This is a genomic window from Dialister sp. i34-0019-2H8, from assembly GCF_042846925.1.
Taxonomy (GTDB): Bacteria; Bacillota; Negativicutes; order Veillonellales; family Dialisteraceae; genus Dialister.
In genome coordinates this window covers 601,824-615,529 of the sequence record NZ_BAABYQ010000001.1, presented here as the reverse complement: position 1 = coordinate 615,529, position 13,706 = coordinate 601,824, and the positions used below count along the sequence as shown (strand labels likewise).

Sequence of the window (13,706 nt, the reverse complement as noted above, 5' to 3'; positions counted from 1 at the left end):
CGGCGACTTCGAATGGAGCCGCTTTATATTTAATCTTTGATGGCAGGAAGATTTCTGCCATTGAAGATCTCATACATTTCCTGCTTCAGCAGGCGGCGGATGCGTTTCCCTTCCTTGCGATCCAGCTCTGCCTCTTTCATATCGAAGAGGTAGTTATCCAGATTGAAATCATGGATCAGCATCTTCGTGTGGAAAATATTTTCCTGATATACATTGACGTCCACCATGTCGTACTTATAGCGCAGCTTCGGCGCCATGTAGTTCTGGATGGAATTGATACGGTGGTCGATGAAGATCTTCTTGCCCTGCACGTCACGCGTAAAGCCGCGCACGCGGTAGTCAGTGATGACGATATCTGCATCGAAGGACTGGAGGAGAAAATTCAGCGCATTCAGGGGCGAGATCTTCCCGCAGGTCGATACATCAATGTCTGCACGGAAGGTACAGATGCCATCCTGCGGATGCATTTCCGGATACGTATGGACAGTGATATGGCTCTTGTCCAGATGGCACACCACATCCTGCTTCTCGACTTCTTCCTCTGCGATCAGCATCGTGACGGATGCGCCCTGCGGATCATAGTCCTGTGAAGCGATGTTCAGCACATGGGCTCCGATCATCTCGGCGACCTTCACGAGGATCTGGGTCAGGCGCTCGGCACTGTAGACCTCGTCAATGTAAGCGATGTATTTTTTTCTTTCTGTTTCTGTACTGGCATAGCAGATGTCGTACATGTTGAAGCTGAGTGTCTTGGTCAAATTGTTGAAACCCAGCAGTTTGAGCTTACCCCGTTTCATGAAGTAAACTGCCACCCCCGTTCTTTTCCTCTATGGATTGGAACTTTTTCCATTATAACATAGAGCCTTATTGAATGAAACTGCTTAAAATCGAGTATACTATTTCTGTATAGGTAGATACATTATGTATGAGTTTTGGGAAATAAAAGTCAATGGTTCGCATGGCAAGCACAGATTAGTAGCCAGGGATTAGAGATTGGGGATTAGGGGCGCAAAGTAACTAGTGACTGGTAGCTAGGGATTAGTGGCTAGGGATTAGGTTTGCGATACGAGTAAACCGCCAGTTTCAAACCTCCGCAGCGCTTTTGATTTTTATGCGCCGCACCACCCCCGCTGAACCCTTTGAACCTATAGAACCTGCTCCCCCTCTTTTGCAAACAACCAAAGGACGCCCCGAGGGGCGTGCCCTGAATCTATTTCCCTATTTTCGACAGTAAGTCCCGGAGAGCTCTTCCTCGATGGCTGATCTGGTTCTTCTCTTCCATCGAAAGCTCTGCCATGGTTTTTCCAAATTCCGGCAGATAGAAGAGCGGATCATAGCCGAAGCCGCCTTCCCCCTGATAGAAATCACGGATGATCCCATCGCACGTCCCTTTTCCCGTAAGGGATCTGCCATCCGGCCAGACAAGTGCGACGACGCAGGCATAGTAGCCCTTGCGATCATCCCCCGTGTAAGGGGCGAGGTCTCGGATGAGCTTCTGGTTATTGGCTTCATCGTCGCCATGGTGTCCGGCATAGCGCGCCGAGTATACCCCAGGCCTGTCTCCGAGCGCGCAGGCAATGATGCCCGAGTCATCGGAGAGCACGGGAAGATCCACCGCCTTCGCATAGCAGCGGGCCTTCTGCAGCGCATTTTCTTCGAAGGTCGTCCCCGTCTCTTCCGGGTCTTCTACCTCCGCAATGTCTGCGATCGGCACAGCTTGCCATCCGATCTCTGCAAAGGCTTTCTGAAATTCTCTGATCTTTCCTTGATTGTGCGTAGCCAGTACGATTTTTTTTGTTTCCATCATTTTGAATCTCCTCTTGGTAGATAGGGTTTAGGGTTCAAGGTTCAGGGTGCAGCGCATAAAAATATAGAAGCGCCGCGAAGTATAAATAGAGCGATGCCCAAAAGTCGTATTCAAGACATCATTCACTCGAGGCTACTAATCCTCAGTCCCTGATCCCTGCTTTCAAACTTCAGGTTGGCGGGTTCAGGGCGTAGAAGTAACTGCTAAGGAAACACTGATTAAATCGTTGTCAGATTTTACTCTTGGATTTTTATGCATAGCAAGGAATAACCTGACGCGAATAGCGAGCTATTTAAGGAAGGTTATGACGAAGCTATGTATAAAAATTCTTGTAAAATCTGACTCTGCGATTGAATCAGCGTTTCCTTAACTATTTCGCATTTCCCTCCTTCCTCTGGAAGGAGGTGCCCCGAAGGGGCGGAGGTTGGCTAGTGGAATACGTTAATTCCGTTTCCCTCGACCAACCCCGGCTCGCCTGCCCCTTCCAAGGGAAGTGGCTATCCCCCCTATCAAGCTGAACCTGTTGAACCCATTAAACCTATTTCCCGACCATCCTTCTGACACTCTCTTCTTTGGCTTCTCTCCATGCGGCTTCCGCATGAGCGAGGGCTTTGGTACGTTCATCGCAAAGTCTGGTGAGGGCTTCCATGGTTTCCTTTCCTGCCGGCGGAATGGGTAAACGAAGGAGTCGGGATGTCGTGAGATACCAATGCTTCCCTGCTTTCATAGTTGCGAGAAAAAGTTCGCCCAGTTTCCCATCGAAATAGAGTTTCACATATTCGCCGGTATAGCCCTCCAGCGGGCGGAAGACCAGGATGCCTTCGTCAGATACAGCGCAAGGTTCTTTTACGACGGCAGTGCGAAGATGCCCTTCCACCGTGGTCAGAACGAGGTCGCCTGCTGCAAGGACGCGCAGAACCGCCGGCGTTTTCTCACGTACATGCGCCGCGAGATCCATCCGCACGCCCGAGTCCGTCACCGCTTCGCGGGAAATCTGCGGCAGGTCGGTCTCGATCTCTTCCATCGGCACATCAGAGAAGACCTTTCCCAGCGTGAAATCCGGCGAAACGATATTTTGAGAAAGGAGCATCTGCACGCTCGGCGAGCCATTGAAAGCGTAGAGATCATAGTTCCAGTCATCGGCTTCAATGAAGGTTTCCGACGGAAGCGAGAGCTGGTCTATGCCGCGGAAGGCGCCGTCTGAGAAATCCGACAGCCCGAAAGACACGGTCTTAGCTGCTTCTCCGGCAAAGCGCAGGTAAGCGTACTCGTTCCCGCCGATTTCCGTATCATAGAAAGCCGTCAGTTTCTTCTCGGCCGCCAAGTTTCTTCTGGCAGCAAGCGCAGTATCCCCCTCTTTCGTCAGCAGCGCCGAAGGAATGATAACGTCCATCACGCCTTTCTCGGCGAGGCGATGTCTCAAATCAGCTGCCGCTGCGATGCCGTCTGTTTCAAAATCAAAAATGTAATCGTAGTGTTCGGTATCTTCCGCAAGTTCGCTCTCCAGCATCGCACGGCCGCGTGGGAAGACGTAGTGGAGACGCTCCTTCCAGATGCCATCCTTCACCGCCACGGCGATACGTTTTCCTCCGAGATCCTGGAAAATTCCGGCAAGGTAAGGCAGATATTCTTCCGCGCCGGTGAAAAGCACCGTATTTCCCGCGGCCTCTGCCTTCTTTACCGCTTCTGCGAGCAGCGCATGCACTTTGGCAGGTGCCGTCGGCATTTCCGGCGCAAAGACCAGCGGCTCCACACGGAGCGCAAGTGTATAAACGCGCGCATAGGTATCTGCATCGCCCTCATACATGCCCAGTTTGTCTGCCGTGCGCTTCATATTCTCGTACAGGTCATCGATGGAGATCCCGTACTGGACATTCTCCGGATTCAGGAAAAGTACATAGTCCAGGTAGCGCGCACGCATGACTTCATTAAAAATCCGCTCCCGCGGCACACCGTAGCGAGCAAATGTCTCTATCGCGTCATGAATATCGTTTGCAGTCATAAATCCTCCTTGGTGAATCGGTCTCCCTTATTATACTTCATAGAGGAAGGAAATAGTAGGGAAATGCACTTGGTTGGTGGATCTGGGACGGGAAACAGCTTTTAAAAGAGAAGAGGAGCCGCGGGGAAGGCGGGATGACACGCTTTCATCATATGCTGCTCATCCCCTTCGTTTCTGCTTCTCATGCATCAAAAAACGCCCATGGAAATCCATGAGCGTTTTCGGTATTCGTCCAATGATTAACGTTTGGAGAACTGGCTTGCTTTTCTTGCTTTCTTGAGGCCGTATTTCTTACGTTCTTTCATTCTTGGATCACGGGTCAGGAGACCTGCGACTTTCAGAACTTTTCTGTAGTCTCCATCGACATCGAGGAGAGCACGGCTGATGCCATGACGGATAGCGCCAGCCTGGCCTGTACGTCCGCCGCCTTTTACGTTAGCGATGACGTCATATGCGGTGGTGGTGCCGGTCAGTTCGAGCGGCTGTTTAATGATCAGTTCGAGGGTTGCGAGATCGAAGTAATCCTTCAGATCACGACCATTGATTGTGATGTTACCCTGTCCCGGTACCAGACGGACTCTGGCAACGGATGTTTTTCTGCGGCCAGTGCCGTAGTATGTAGCTTCTGCCATTTCTTATTTCCTTCCCTTCTGGTTAACGGATATCAAATTTCAGTTCTTCAGGCTGCTGTGCTGCATGCGGATGTTCAGCGCCTGCGTATACGTGGAGCTTGCGGTACATCTGAGCACCGAGCTTGTTCTTCGGAAGCATGCCGCGGATAGCATGTTCTACGACCCATACCGGTTTTTCACGAAGAGCGTCGCCAGCTTTCTGGTATCTGTCGCCGCCGATATATCCGGTGTAGTGGAAGTAAACTTTCTTCAGTTCTTTTTTGCCGGAGAAAACGACTTTATCTGCGTTGATGATGATGACGTTGTCACCAGTGTCAACATGCGGTGTGTAGGTAGGTTTATTCTTGCCGGTCAGAACTTTGGCAACGCTGGCAGCCAGACGGCCAACAGTCAGTCCTGCAGCATCAACGATATACCATTTGCGAGTGATGTTGCCCGCATTGGCCATGAATGTTGTTTTCATTAGTAATGACTCCTTCTGAATAAAAAACAGAACCGCAAGATGTCATCCTTCCTCCGGGGCTAGTGGTTTCCGGACAAATCTCACAAGGAGTATTATATAGTTTTTTTACGTGCGTGTCAAATAGTTTTTAGGATGAAAATTTTTAAGGTTCAGGGTTCAGGGTTCAGGGTTTGCGGTTTGGGGTTAGCCCGTGGTGCGGCGCATAAAATCAGGAAGCGCCGCGTAGATTTGAATTTGCGGTTTTCTCCTATCGCGAACCCAATCCCTAGCTACTAATCCCTAGATACTAATTCCTGGTCACAAGTCATTGAGATTTCTAAGGAAACACTGATTAAATCGTTGTCAGATTTTACTCTTGAACTTTTATGCATAGCGAGGAATAACCTGACGCGAATAGCGAGCTATTTAAGGAAGGCTATGACGAAGCTATGTATAAAAATTCTTGTAGAATCTGACTCTGCGATTGAATCAGCGTTTCCTTAATCCCCAATCCCTCATCCCTGCTTTCAAACTTCGGGGCTCACCCTGAACCTTGAACCTTGAACCCTAAACAAAAACGCTCCCGCATTCACGAGAGCGTTTTTCTATGCATGGACCATTAGCCCTTGAAGTACTTCACACCGGCTTCGAAGAGCGGCTGGTAGGTATCACCGGCGATGTTCTTTGCGACATTCTGGCCGCGGCGTTCGGTATGACCCATCTTACCGAGGACGCGTCCGTCAGGACTGGTGATGCCTTCAACAGCCCAGGAGGAGCCGTTCGGATTGTAGCGGCTGTCGTAGGTCGGCTCGCCATCTGGCCCCACGTACTGTGTCGCGATCTGGCCATTGGCTGCGAGTGCCCGGATCTGTTCATCGGAAGCGATGAAGCGTCCTTCGCCGTGGCTGATGGCGATGGAGTGGAGATCACCGGGCTGGCAGAGGGCAAGCCACGGGGACTTGGTCGATACGACCTTGGTCGTGACGAAGCGGGAGATATGACGGCCGAGCGTATTGAAGGTGAGCGTCGGTGCGTCATCGGTGAGCGGCTTGAATTCGCCATACGGTACGAGGCCGAGCTTGATCAGAGCCTGGAAACCGTTGCAGATGCCCATGGCAAGACCATCTCTGACATGAAGGAGCTGGTCCATGGCCTCCATGAGCTTCTGATTTCTGAATACAGCGGCGATAAATTTGCCGCTGCCGTCCGGTTCATCGCCTGCAGAGAAGCCGCCCGGGAACATGACGATCTGCGCATGGCGGATGCGTTCTGCCATTTCATCGACGGAGTCCTTGAGTTCGGCTGCATCGCGATTTCTGAAGATGAAGATATCACTGACCGCACCGGCACGTTCAAAGGCTCTCGCGCAGTCGACTTCACAGTTGTTGCCCGGCATGGTCGGGATGAAGACGCGCGGACGCGAAAGATTCGTATGGACATAGAACTGCGGGATCGCTTTCGTTTCCGGAAGGATCGGCGCTTCTTTCTGGATGTCTGCTGCGCGGCGCGGGAAGATCGGATCGAGCGTACCTTCATAGGAACGCAGGAGCTCTTCGACGGCGATCTCTTCCCCGCAGAGCTTCATGCTGTCCCCGCCGATGGTACCGAGGATCTTCGTGTGCGGCTGTTTGGCAAATGCCTCTGCCAGTTCCGGCGTAGTTTCTACAAGGATCGCGCCATAGAAATTGCTGAAGTATTTGAAGAGCGGCAGATTTTCACCAAAGGTGACGCCGAGCTTGTTGCCGAAAGCCATCTTGGCTGCGGTCACTGCGACGCCGCCGTGTTCGACCGCTTTCATCGCTGCGATGTGTCCGGCCTGCACTTCCTGATAGAGGAAATCCGCATGCGCTTTGAATACATCAAGAAGCGGCATGCCGGCTTCGTCCTTCGGCTGGCCGAAGAGGATGAGGACATCGCCCTCCTTCTTGAGTTCCTGGCTGACAGCTTCGGAGGCTTTCCCCGGAGCGATTGCGAAGGAAACGAGTGTCGGCGGGACGTGGATATCATTGAAGGTACCGCTCATGGAGTCCTTGCCGCCAATCGCTCCCAGACCAAGGCTTTCCTGCATATGGAAAGCACCGAGGAGTGCGGCCGCCGGTTTGCCCCAGCTGGTCTTGTCAGTGAGCTTTTCGAAGTATTCCTGCAGCGTCAGGTAGGCTTTTCTCCAGTCAGCCCCCATCGCCACGAGGCGGGCCACGGAGAGGAGTACGGCATAGGCTGCACCATGGAACGGGCTCCAGGATGCCAGATAGGGATCGAAACCATGTGCCATGAAGCTGGCGCTGTCAGTCTCTCCTTTGCGGACCGGGAATTTCGCTACCATGCCGTCGGTCGGGGTCTTCTGGTACTTGCCGCCGAATGGCATGAGTACGGTACCGGCACCGATGGTGGAGTCGAAGCGTTCAGCCAGCCCCTGCTCCGAGCAGTTATTGAGATCTGCCATGGCGGAAAGCCAGGTCTTTTTGATGTCATGGATCTCTTCTTTATGGAAATAGCCAGCTTCATCCGGCTTTGCGATGTAGGCTTCCTTCACCTGCTGCGCGCCATTCGTGTCGAGGAAATCTCTCGAAATATCGACGATGGTATCCCCTCTCCACTTCATGACGAGGCGGCGGGTATCGGTCACATCAGCCACAATGGTGGCTTCAAGGTTTTCTTCTGCGGCATAGCGGATAAACTGGTCTGCATCTTCTTTTCTGACGACGACCGCCATACGCTCCTGCGATTCGGAAATCGCCAGCTCAGTCCCATCAAGGCCTTCGTATTTCTTCGGTACCTGATCAAGATCGATGTCAAGGCCATCTGTCAGTTCACCGACAGCGACAGAGACACCGCCTGCGCCGAAGTCATTGCAGCGTTTGATGAGGCGTGTGACTTCCCCGCGACGGAAGAGGCACTGGATCTTTCTTTCCGTGATCGGATTGCCCTTCTGGACTTCTGCGCCGCAAGTCTCGATGGACTCGGTATTCAGCTCCTTCGATGAGCCTGTCGCACCGCCCATGCCGTCACGGCCCGTGCGCCCGCCGACCAGGATGACGACGTCGCCGGGTGTCGGAGAAAGACGGATGACATGGTCTTCCGGAGCCGCTGCGACAACGGCGCCGATCTCCATGCGCTTCGCCATGAATCCCGGATGATAATATTCCTTGACCTCACCGGTGGCAAGACCGATCTGATTGCCATAGGAGGAGTAGCCCTTAGCCGCTTCGACAACGATCTTTCTCTGCGGGAGCTTGCCTGCAAGCGTTTCGGAAAGCGGCATGCGCGGGTCTGCGGCGCCCGTCACGCGCATCGCTTGATACACATAGGAGCGTCCGGAGAGAGGGTCTCGGATACATCCGCCCAGGCAGGTCGCTGCCCCGCCGAATGGCTCGATCTCGGTCGGATGGTTGTGTGTTTCATTCTTGAAAAGGAGCAGCCAGTCTTCCTCGCCGTCGATGGTATCGATCTTCACCTTAATGGTGCAGGCATTGATCTCTTCCGACTGATCCAGATTTTCCAGCTTTCCTTCCTTGCGGAGAGCCTTGACAGCCGCTGTTGCCATATCCATCAGCGTCACAGGGCGCTTCGTGTCCTTGCCATAGATATGGATACGCGTCTCTTCGTAGTCTTTGAGCGCCTTGGAGATCGGAGCGGTAAAAGTGCCGTCTTCGACTTCGACACAGGAGAGCTTGGTGGAGAAAGTGGTGTGACGGCAGTGGTCGGACCAGTAGGTATCGAGCACACGGATCTCTGTCACGGTCGGATCTCTCTTCTCTTCATCGCGGAAATAGTCACGGATCATCGCCATGTCATCATGGCTCATGGCAAGGCCCATGTCGGCGATCAGGGCATCGATCCCTGCATCATCCAGCTCGCAGACGCCCTTGACAACGGGTACTGCCTTCGGGTCTTCGATGGGAAGATCCAGCGTTTCCGCAGGAGCGAGACTTGCTTCACGGGACTCCACCGGATTCACAAGGAATTTCAGGATCTTCTCGCGGTCGCCTTCTGCGAAATGTCCATCAAAGGTGTAGACCAGCGCACAACGCACACGCGCGCCATCTTTTCCGGTGACAATGGCCAGACACTGCTCTGCCGAATCCGCTCTCTGGTCATACTGCCCCGGCAGGAATTCGACGCCGATGACGAGATCGCCCTTTGGCAGTTCTGTCTCTACACTGTCGACCGGCGGTTCAGAGAATACAGTCGAGACCGCTTTCTCATAGTCTTCTCCGGAAAGTCCGTCGACATCGTAGCGATGATAGATCCCACAGCCTTCGATGCGGTCTCCCAGCACCTCTTTCAGCTCAGCCGTCAGGCTCTCTTCGCCCTGACGGAAACCAGCCTTCTTTCGTACATACAAACGTCTGATATCAGACAAGTTCAACACTCCTTCCTCGTTACTCGCCGGCGCAAAGGCGCAGGCTCCAGTCGGAAATGAAAAAAGCCACTAATACAGTTACATTTTATCATACCTGTCCAATGGAGAAAAATTAGAATTTCACGGTGAAGGCGCAGGACGAGCCCCTGAGACGTTTTGCCCTTTGATTGCGGATGAAATAGGTTCAGCAGGTTCTATAGGTTCAAAAAAAAGGGGCGATGCCCGAAAGGTGATTACATGCCACCTTCGAGCACCGCCCCCGCTGAACCCTCTCCACCTATAGAACCCGCTCCCCCTCTTTCGCAAACAATCAGGTGAGCAGCCCGCCCCATGGGCTAACCCCATTATCTAAATATCCACTCCGTGACCTTTTTCCCACCCCAGATCGCGATCCCTGTCAGCCAAAGATCTGAAACGAAGGGGATCATGGGAAGGTAGGACGGATCCATATAGACCTGCCAGCTTGCCTGCGGAAGATGGAGGGAGATCACCATCGGGATATAGAGGAGCATCAGCCAGAATATCCCGCTGAAAGCACACACCGTGATGCGCCGCCCCTTTGTCCCGGAAAGCGCCAGAAAGAGATAAATCCCGAATGTCATCATGCCGAGGATGATTTTTCCGTAGAAGATAAAGCTGAAAACCTCCAGCAGGAAGAAGCTCGCCGTGAAAGGATCAAGGCGCATACCATTCGCATAGTAGAGCCCCAGAAAGGAGAGAATGGCAAAGCCGGGAATAAGTCCGCTGAAATAAGCCGCGCCCAGCCAGACTTTCCGGCAAGCCCCCTTCTCCGCAAGTTTCTCATAGAGAGCAGGAAGCAGATAGTCCAGCATGATCGCCGCCCCGGCAAAAAGCGTCAGCACGATAAAGAAAGCGATCGAGATCGGTATCGGACTTTCCTTGAAGGCCTTGTCTGCCATCGGCAGATAGCTCCAGAAAATGACCATCTGCAGGATGATAAAGGAGATCCAGAGCGGCAAATGTACTGCCGCTCGTAATGCTCCCCACTCACTGCCATAGCCTTTCCGCTGGAAGAGGAAAAAAAGAAACGGCACCAGAAGCCCCATTCCCCAGTAAGCGAGCGTCCCCACTGCCATGGACTCAGCAGTGTGTACCAGAAATCCCCCGAAGCCCCAGGGAAGAATTCCCGCCAAGAGCCACAGCAGCTGATGAATGAATTTTTTATTTTTGATCATACGTATCACCTCGATGGGGACTATTGTATCACAATTCAGGCGTGTTGGCAGTACGCTTCGGCACAAAGGCACGAGGAAATCCCCCTACAGAAAAGGAGTTGTGAAGAAATGAATCCTCATTTCTTCACAGCCCCTTTTTACTTTGCTTTCATTTGGTTCAGAGTTCAAGGTTCTCGTGGCGGCTTCGCCGACTTTTTTAGAAGATGGTATTCTCGTATCGCAGCCTTCCCCTCTAGGTAATGCCATTAAGTTAAGCGTTAAGCGGCAGAACGTTCTTGGCTCCCCATCGGGGGAGCTCCCCGAAGGGGTGAGGGGGCTACGTAGCGGTATTGCATGAAAGTGTTGGAATATCGATATGAAGTGGTAAACTAAAATTGGACACAGAGGGGGTAATCTTTAGACCTACAGTGTACACTGCATAGGCAGTGCAAAATAAGCACTGGACAGAGTGTCCCCCTTACTGGACAGGAGGTTTGCCATGAAGTACACGAAAGAACAAAGATTGGACATCGGTCGACGAATTTACTACAGCGAAATAAGTCGGTATGAAGCCGCGGAAGAATATGGCATTAGTGAGCAGACCGCACGGAATTACATGAGAATGTATCGGGATGTCAATCGGCTACCGCCCAAACACGGTCAGAGATCCATCGGCACACTCTCTTTCAAGAAAGAGCCGGTAGAGCTGGATGAACTGAAATCTATGACAAAGGAGGAATTGATCCAGGAGCTGATCAAGGCCAGGATCACAGAAGCAAGGTTAAAAAAAGGATACGAGGTGAAGGGAGATGGTACGGTAATTCTATACGCCAGCAAGACTACCAAGTGATTATGGAGCTGTCAGGAGAAATCCCAGTGAAGATCCTATGTAAAGCAATGGGCATCCAGCGGAGCAGTTTCTACGCATGGAAGAAGCATCTCTCCCATCCTTCGGAAAGAGAGAAGAACCTTGCAAGCAATGTCAGGCTGTTTCAAGAATACCACTCGAAGTATCCGTCGCATGGTTACCGCTGGCTGAATGCCAAGATACGCCTAGACAAAAACATTGTCCTGTCTGACCCCTATGCTCATAAGTGTTGCAAGATTGCGGGAATCAAGAGCAAGTCCAAGCATTACCGCTACAAGAAGGCTGGAGATCCGGCACGGATATTCCCAAATCTGCTCCTGTCAGAGATGCAGATTGACGGGCCGATGCAGTGCATCGTGAGCGATATGACAGCGTTTTATGTGAAGGGCACCTACTACGAACTGACTCTTTACATGGATCTCTGGAACAATGAGATTGTCATCTATTCCCTTTCGTCAAAGCGTGGCGACCGCATGACCTATATCAGTGGGCTGAGAGATCTGATTGCATGGAAGGAGCAACATCCAGAACACCAAATGATCCTGCACACGGACCAGGGATCTGTCTACGCATCTAAGGCCTACAACGACCTGTTGCCCATGTACGGCATTACCCGGTCGATGTCACGTGCCGGAACGCCGACAGATAACGCTGCAATGGAATCTGTCAATGGATGGATTAAGGCCGAAATGTTCATGGACTTGCACGTGACCGGAGAGAAGTCCATCGCGGAAGAGGTGGATGATTACATCCATTTCTTTAACGAATATAGGCCAGCCTATACATTGGGCTACTTGACGCCGAAGCAGTACCGAGAACGCCATATTTCTAAATGCTGAACTTATTCAAGTTGTAGTTGGCATAAAGTGTCTGGCGGTTCCCGAGACGATGTTGGAAGATTCACTGTATCTTGTACAAGTATTCAATTTTTATGCCTAATTTTTTTAGTTTCGTGTCCAATTTTTGTTGACAAGTGCAATAACATCGGACTATTCAACATAGCACGCTATACCGCTGGCATGCCCCTATTGCCTTCGGCACTTCCCCCGAAGGGGGAAGCAAGACGTTACGCAGCTAACGATTTCCTTAACTTAATAGCATTACCCCAAAAACGGACAGCCGCAACTGTCCGTTTCCCTTATTTCTTTTCTTTCTTCCGTTTCTGTCTCATATTCCGCCCCTTGTGTCCGAGCGCTTTATGCTCTTTCTTCTTGGTCGGTTTGTACATGCCGGGCGTCACGACCTTCTTCTTCGGCTTGCCTGCCTTCACGCGGCGGACATTTCCCTTCTCATCATAGCGGGTGATGGTCTCTTCAATGGATTTTTCCAGCTTCCGGAGAAGGAATCCATCCTCCGGCGTCGCATAGGTGATGGCGATCCCCTTCGTACCGGCGCGGCCGGTGCGGCCGATGCGATGGATATAGTATTCGAGATTTCTTGGGATCCCGTAATTGAAGACATGCGTAATGCCTTCGACGTCAAGCCCGCGTGCCGCGATATCGGAGGCAACGAGCACCTGAATGCGTGCTTTCTCAAATTCGCGAATGACCTGATTTCTCTGGCTCTGGCTCATATCACCATGGATCTCATCCACGATGAAGTCTGTCTCCTCCTGCAGCTTGCCGGCGAGCTCATGCGCTTCCTCACGGGTATTCGTGAAAACGACGGCCATGTACGGATTCATCTCCGTCAGATGCCGGACGAGGAGCTTGAACTTGCGCGGGAGAGTCGTCTCATAGATACGCTGCTCGACCGTCGATGCAGTCGCTTTTTCTGCGACATCAAGGAAGACCGGGTGGTGCATATACTTTCTGGCAAGACGCTTCGCATCGTCAGGCATCGTCGCAGAGAAGAGCAGGAGCTGGCGCTTCTTCGGCGTCTCATCGATCAGGGCTTCGATATCTTTGCGGAACCCATTCGCCAGCATCTGGTCGGCTTCATCCAGGATGACCGTCTTCACATTCGAAAGGTCGAGGCTCTTTCTGCGGATATGATCCAGAAGGCGCCCGGGTGTCCCGATGATGACATGCGGATCACGCTTCAGCTTCTGCAACTGGTTCTCGATCGTGCGTCCGCCGATGATATCTGCTCCATCCACACCGCACTCGATGGCAAAGGGGCGCATCACGTCAAAGACCTGCTTGGCAAGCTCGCGGGTCGGTGTCATGATAAGCACCTGCGTCATGGCTTTGTCTGTTTCTACGCGCTGAACGACCGGCAGCAGATAGGCCAGCGTCTTTCCGGTCCCAGTCTGCGAACGGCCGATCAGATCGCGTCCCTTGAAAGCGTTTGGGATCGCGGACATCTGGATGGGCGTCGGGGTCTTGATCCCCTGTGTTTTCAAAAGTTTCGTCAGCGTCTCATTCACGCCAAGCGAGGCAAATACGTTCATAGGTCCTCCTGTAAATGGGTTGGTT

General features: G+C 52.3%; 10 protein-coding genes. 2 read left to right on the top strand and 8 right to left on the bottom strand.

The window, feature by feature from the left end:
• Positions 1-29: 29 nt before the first annotated feature.
• The 7 genes from speD to ACGG9R_RS02480 form a co-directional block, all read right to left on the bottom strand.
• A complete protein-coding gene (gene speD, locus ACGG9R_RS02510) occupies positions 30-797 on the bottom strand; it encodes an adenosylmethionine decarboxylase (protein ID WP_022105662.1) in 768 nt (255 codons plus the stop codon).
• A 413-nt stretch (positions 798-1,210) separates the two neighbouring features.
• Entirely contained in the window at positions 1,211-1,807 is a 597-nt protein-coding gene (locus ACGG9R_RS02505; RefSeq protein ID WP_390151049.1) for an XTP/dITP diphosphatase, read from the bottom strand.
• A gap of 538 nt (positions 1,808-2,345) precedes the next feature.
• Positions 2,346-3,809, bottom strand: a complete 1,464-nt coding sequence (locus tag ACGG9R_RS02500) for a hypothetical protein (RefSeq protein ID WP_390151046.1) — start codon at positions 3,807-3,809, stop codon at positions 2,346-2,348.
• Positions 3,810-4,048: 239 nt separating this feature from the next.
• Positions 4,049-4,441 carry a 30S ribosomal protein S9 gene (gene rpsI, locus ACGG9R_RS02495; RefSeq protein WP_022105863.1) on the bottom strand — a complete coding sequence of 131 codons (393 nt, stop codon included), beginning with the start codon at positions 4,439-4,441 and terminating at the stop codon, positions 4,049-4,051.
• 22 nt (positions 4,442-4,463) lie between these two features.
• A complete protein-coding gene (rplM, locus tag ACGG9R_RS02490; protein WP_022105864.1) occupies positions 4,464-4,904 on the bottom strand; it encodes a 50S ribosomal protein L13 in 441 nt (146 codons plus the stop codon).
• Positions 4,905-5,502: 598 nt separating this feature from the next.
• Positions 5,503-9,246 (bottom strand): phosphoribosylformylglycinamidine synthase, encoded by a 3,744-nt coding sequence (locus ACGG9R_RS02485; RefSeq protein WP_390151042.1) that lies wholly within the window; start codon positions 9,244-9,246, stop codon positions 5,503-5,505.
• A gap of 344 nt (positions 9,247-9,590) precedes the next feature.
• On the bottom strand, positions 9,591-10,442 hold the full coding sequence (locus ACGG9R_RS02480) for a hypothetical protein (protein WP_390151039.1): 852 nt from the start codon (positions 10,440-10,442) through the stop codon (positions 9,591-9,593).
• 478 nt (positions 10,443-10,920) lie between these two features.
• Between ACGG9R_RS02480 and ACGG9R_RS02475 the strand changes: the two genes are divergently transcribed.
• Together ACGG9R_RS02475 and ACGG9R_RS02470 are read left to right on the top strand one after the other, a co-directional pair.
• A complete protein-coding gene (locus ACGG9R_RS02475) occupies positions 10,921-11,271 on the top strand; it encodes a hypothetical protein (protein ID WP_390151036.1) in 351 nt (116 codons plus the stop codon).
• A 2-nt stretch (positions 11,272-11,273) separates the two neighbouring features.
• Positions 11,274-12,128, top strand: coding sequence for an IS3 family transposase (locus ACGG9R_RS02470; protein ID WP_390151033.1), 855 nt, complete (start codon positions 11,274-11,276; stop codon positions 12,126-12,128).
• A gap of 299 nt (positions 12,129-12,427) precedes the next feature.
• Here ACGG9R_RS02470 and ACGG9R_RS02465 read toward each other — a convergent pair whose 3' ends face one another.
• Complete coding sequence (locus ACGG9R_RS02465; protein ID WP_390151030.1) at positions 12,428-13,681, bottom strand: DEAD/DEAH box helicase; 1,254 nt, start codon at positions 13,679-13,681, stop codon at positions 12,428-12,430.
• Between the last annotated feature and the right edge of the window lie 25 nt (positions 13,682-13,706).

What these genes read in the sequence shown, in the direction of transcription:
- speD (WP_022105662.1), bottom strand. Translation starts at nt 797, where the DNA reads ATGAAACGGGGTAAGCTCAAACTGCTGGGTTTCAACAATTTGACCAAG.
- ACGG9R_RS02505 (WP_390151049.1), bottom strand. Translation starts at nt 1,807, where the DNA reads ATGATGGAAACAAAAAAAATCGTACTGGCTACGCACAATCAAGGAAAG.
- ACGG9R_RS02500 (WP_390151046.1), bottom strand. Translation starts at nt 3,809, where the DNA reads ATGACTGCAAACGATATTCATGACGCGATAGAGACATTTGCTCGCTAC.
- rpsI (WP_022105863.1), bottom strand. Translation starts at nt 4,441, where the DNA reads ATGGCAGAAGCTACATACTACGGCACTGGCCGCAGAAAAACATCCGTT.
- rplM (WP_022105864.1), bottom strand. Translation starts at nt 4,904, where the DNA reads ATGAAAACAACATTCATGGCCAATGCGGGCAACATCACTCGCAAATGG.
- ACGG9R_RS02480 (WP_390151039.1), bottom strand. Translation starts at nt 10,442, where the DNA reads ATGATCAAAAATAAAAAATTCATTCATCAGCTGCTGTGGCTCTTGGCG.
- ACGG9R_RS02475 (WP_390151036.1), top strand. Translation starts at nt 10,921, where the DNA reads ATGAAGTACACGAAAGAACAAAGATTGGACATCGGTCGACGAATTTAC.
- ACGG9R_RS02470 (WP_390151033.1), top strand. Translation starts at nt 11,274, where the DNA reads ATGGAGCTGTCAGGAGAAATCCCAGTGAAGATCCTATGTAAAGCAATG.
- ACGG9R_RS02465 (WP_390151030.1), bottom strand. Translation starts at nt 13,681, where the DNA reads ATGAACGTATTTGCCTCGCTTGGCGTGAATGAGACGCTGACGAAACTT.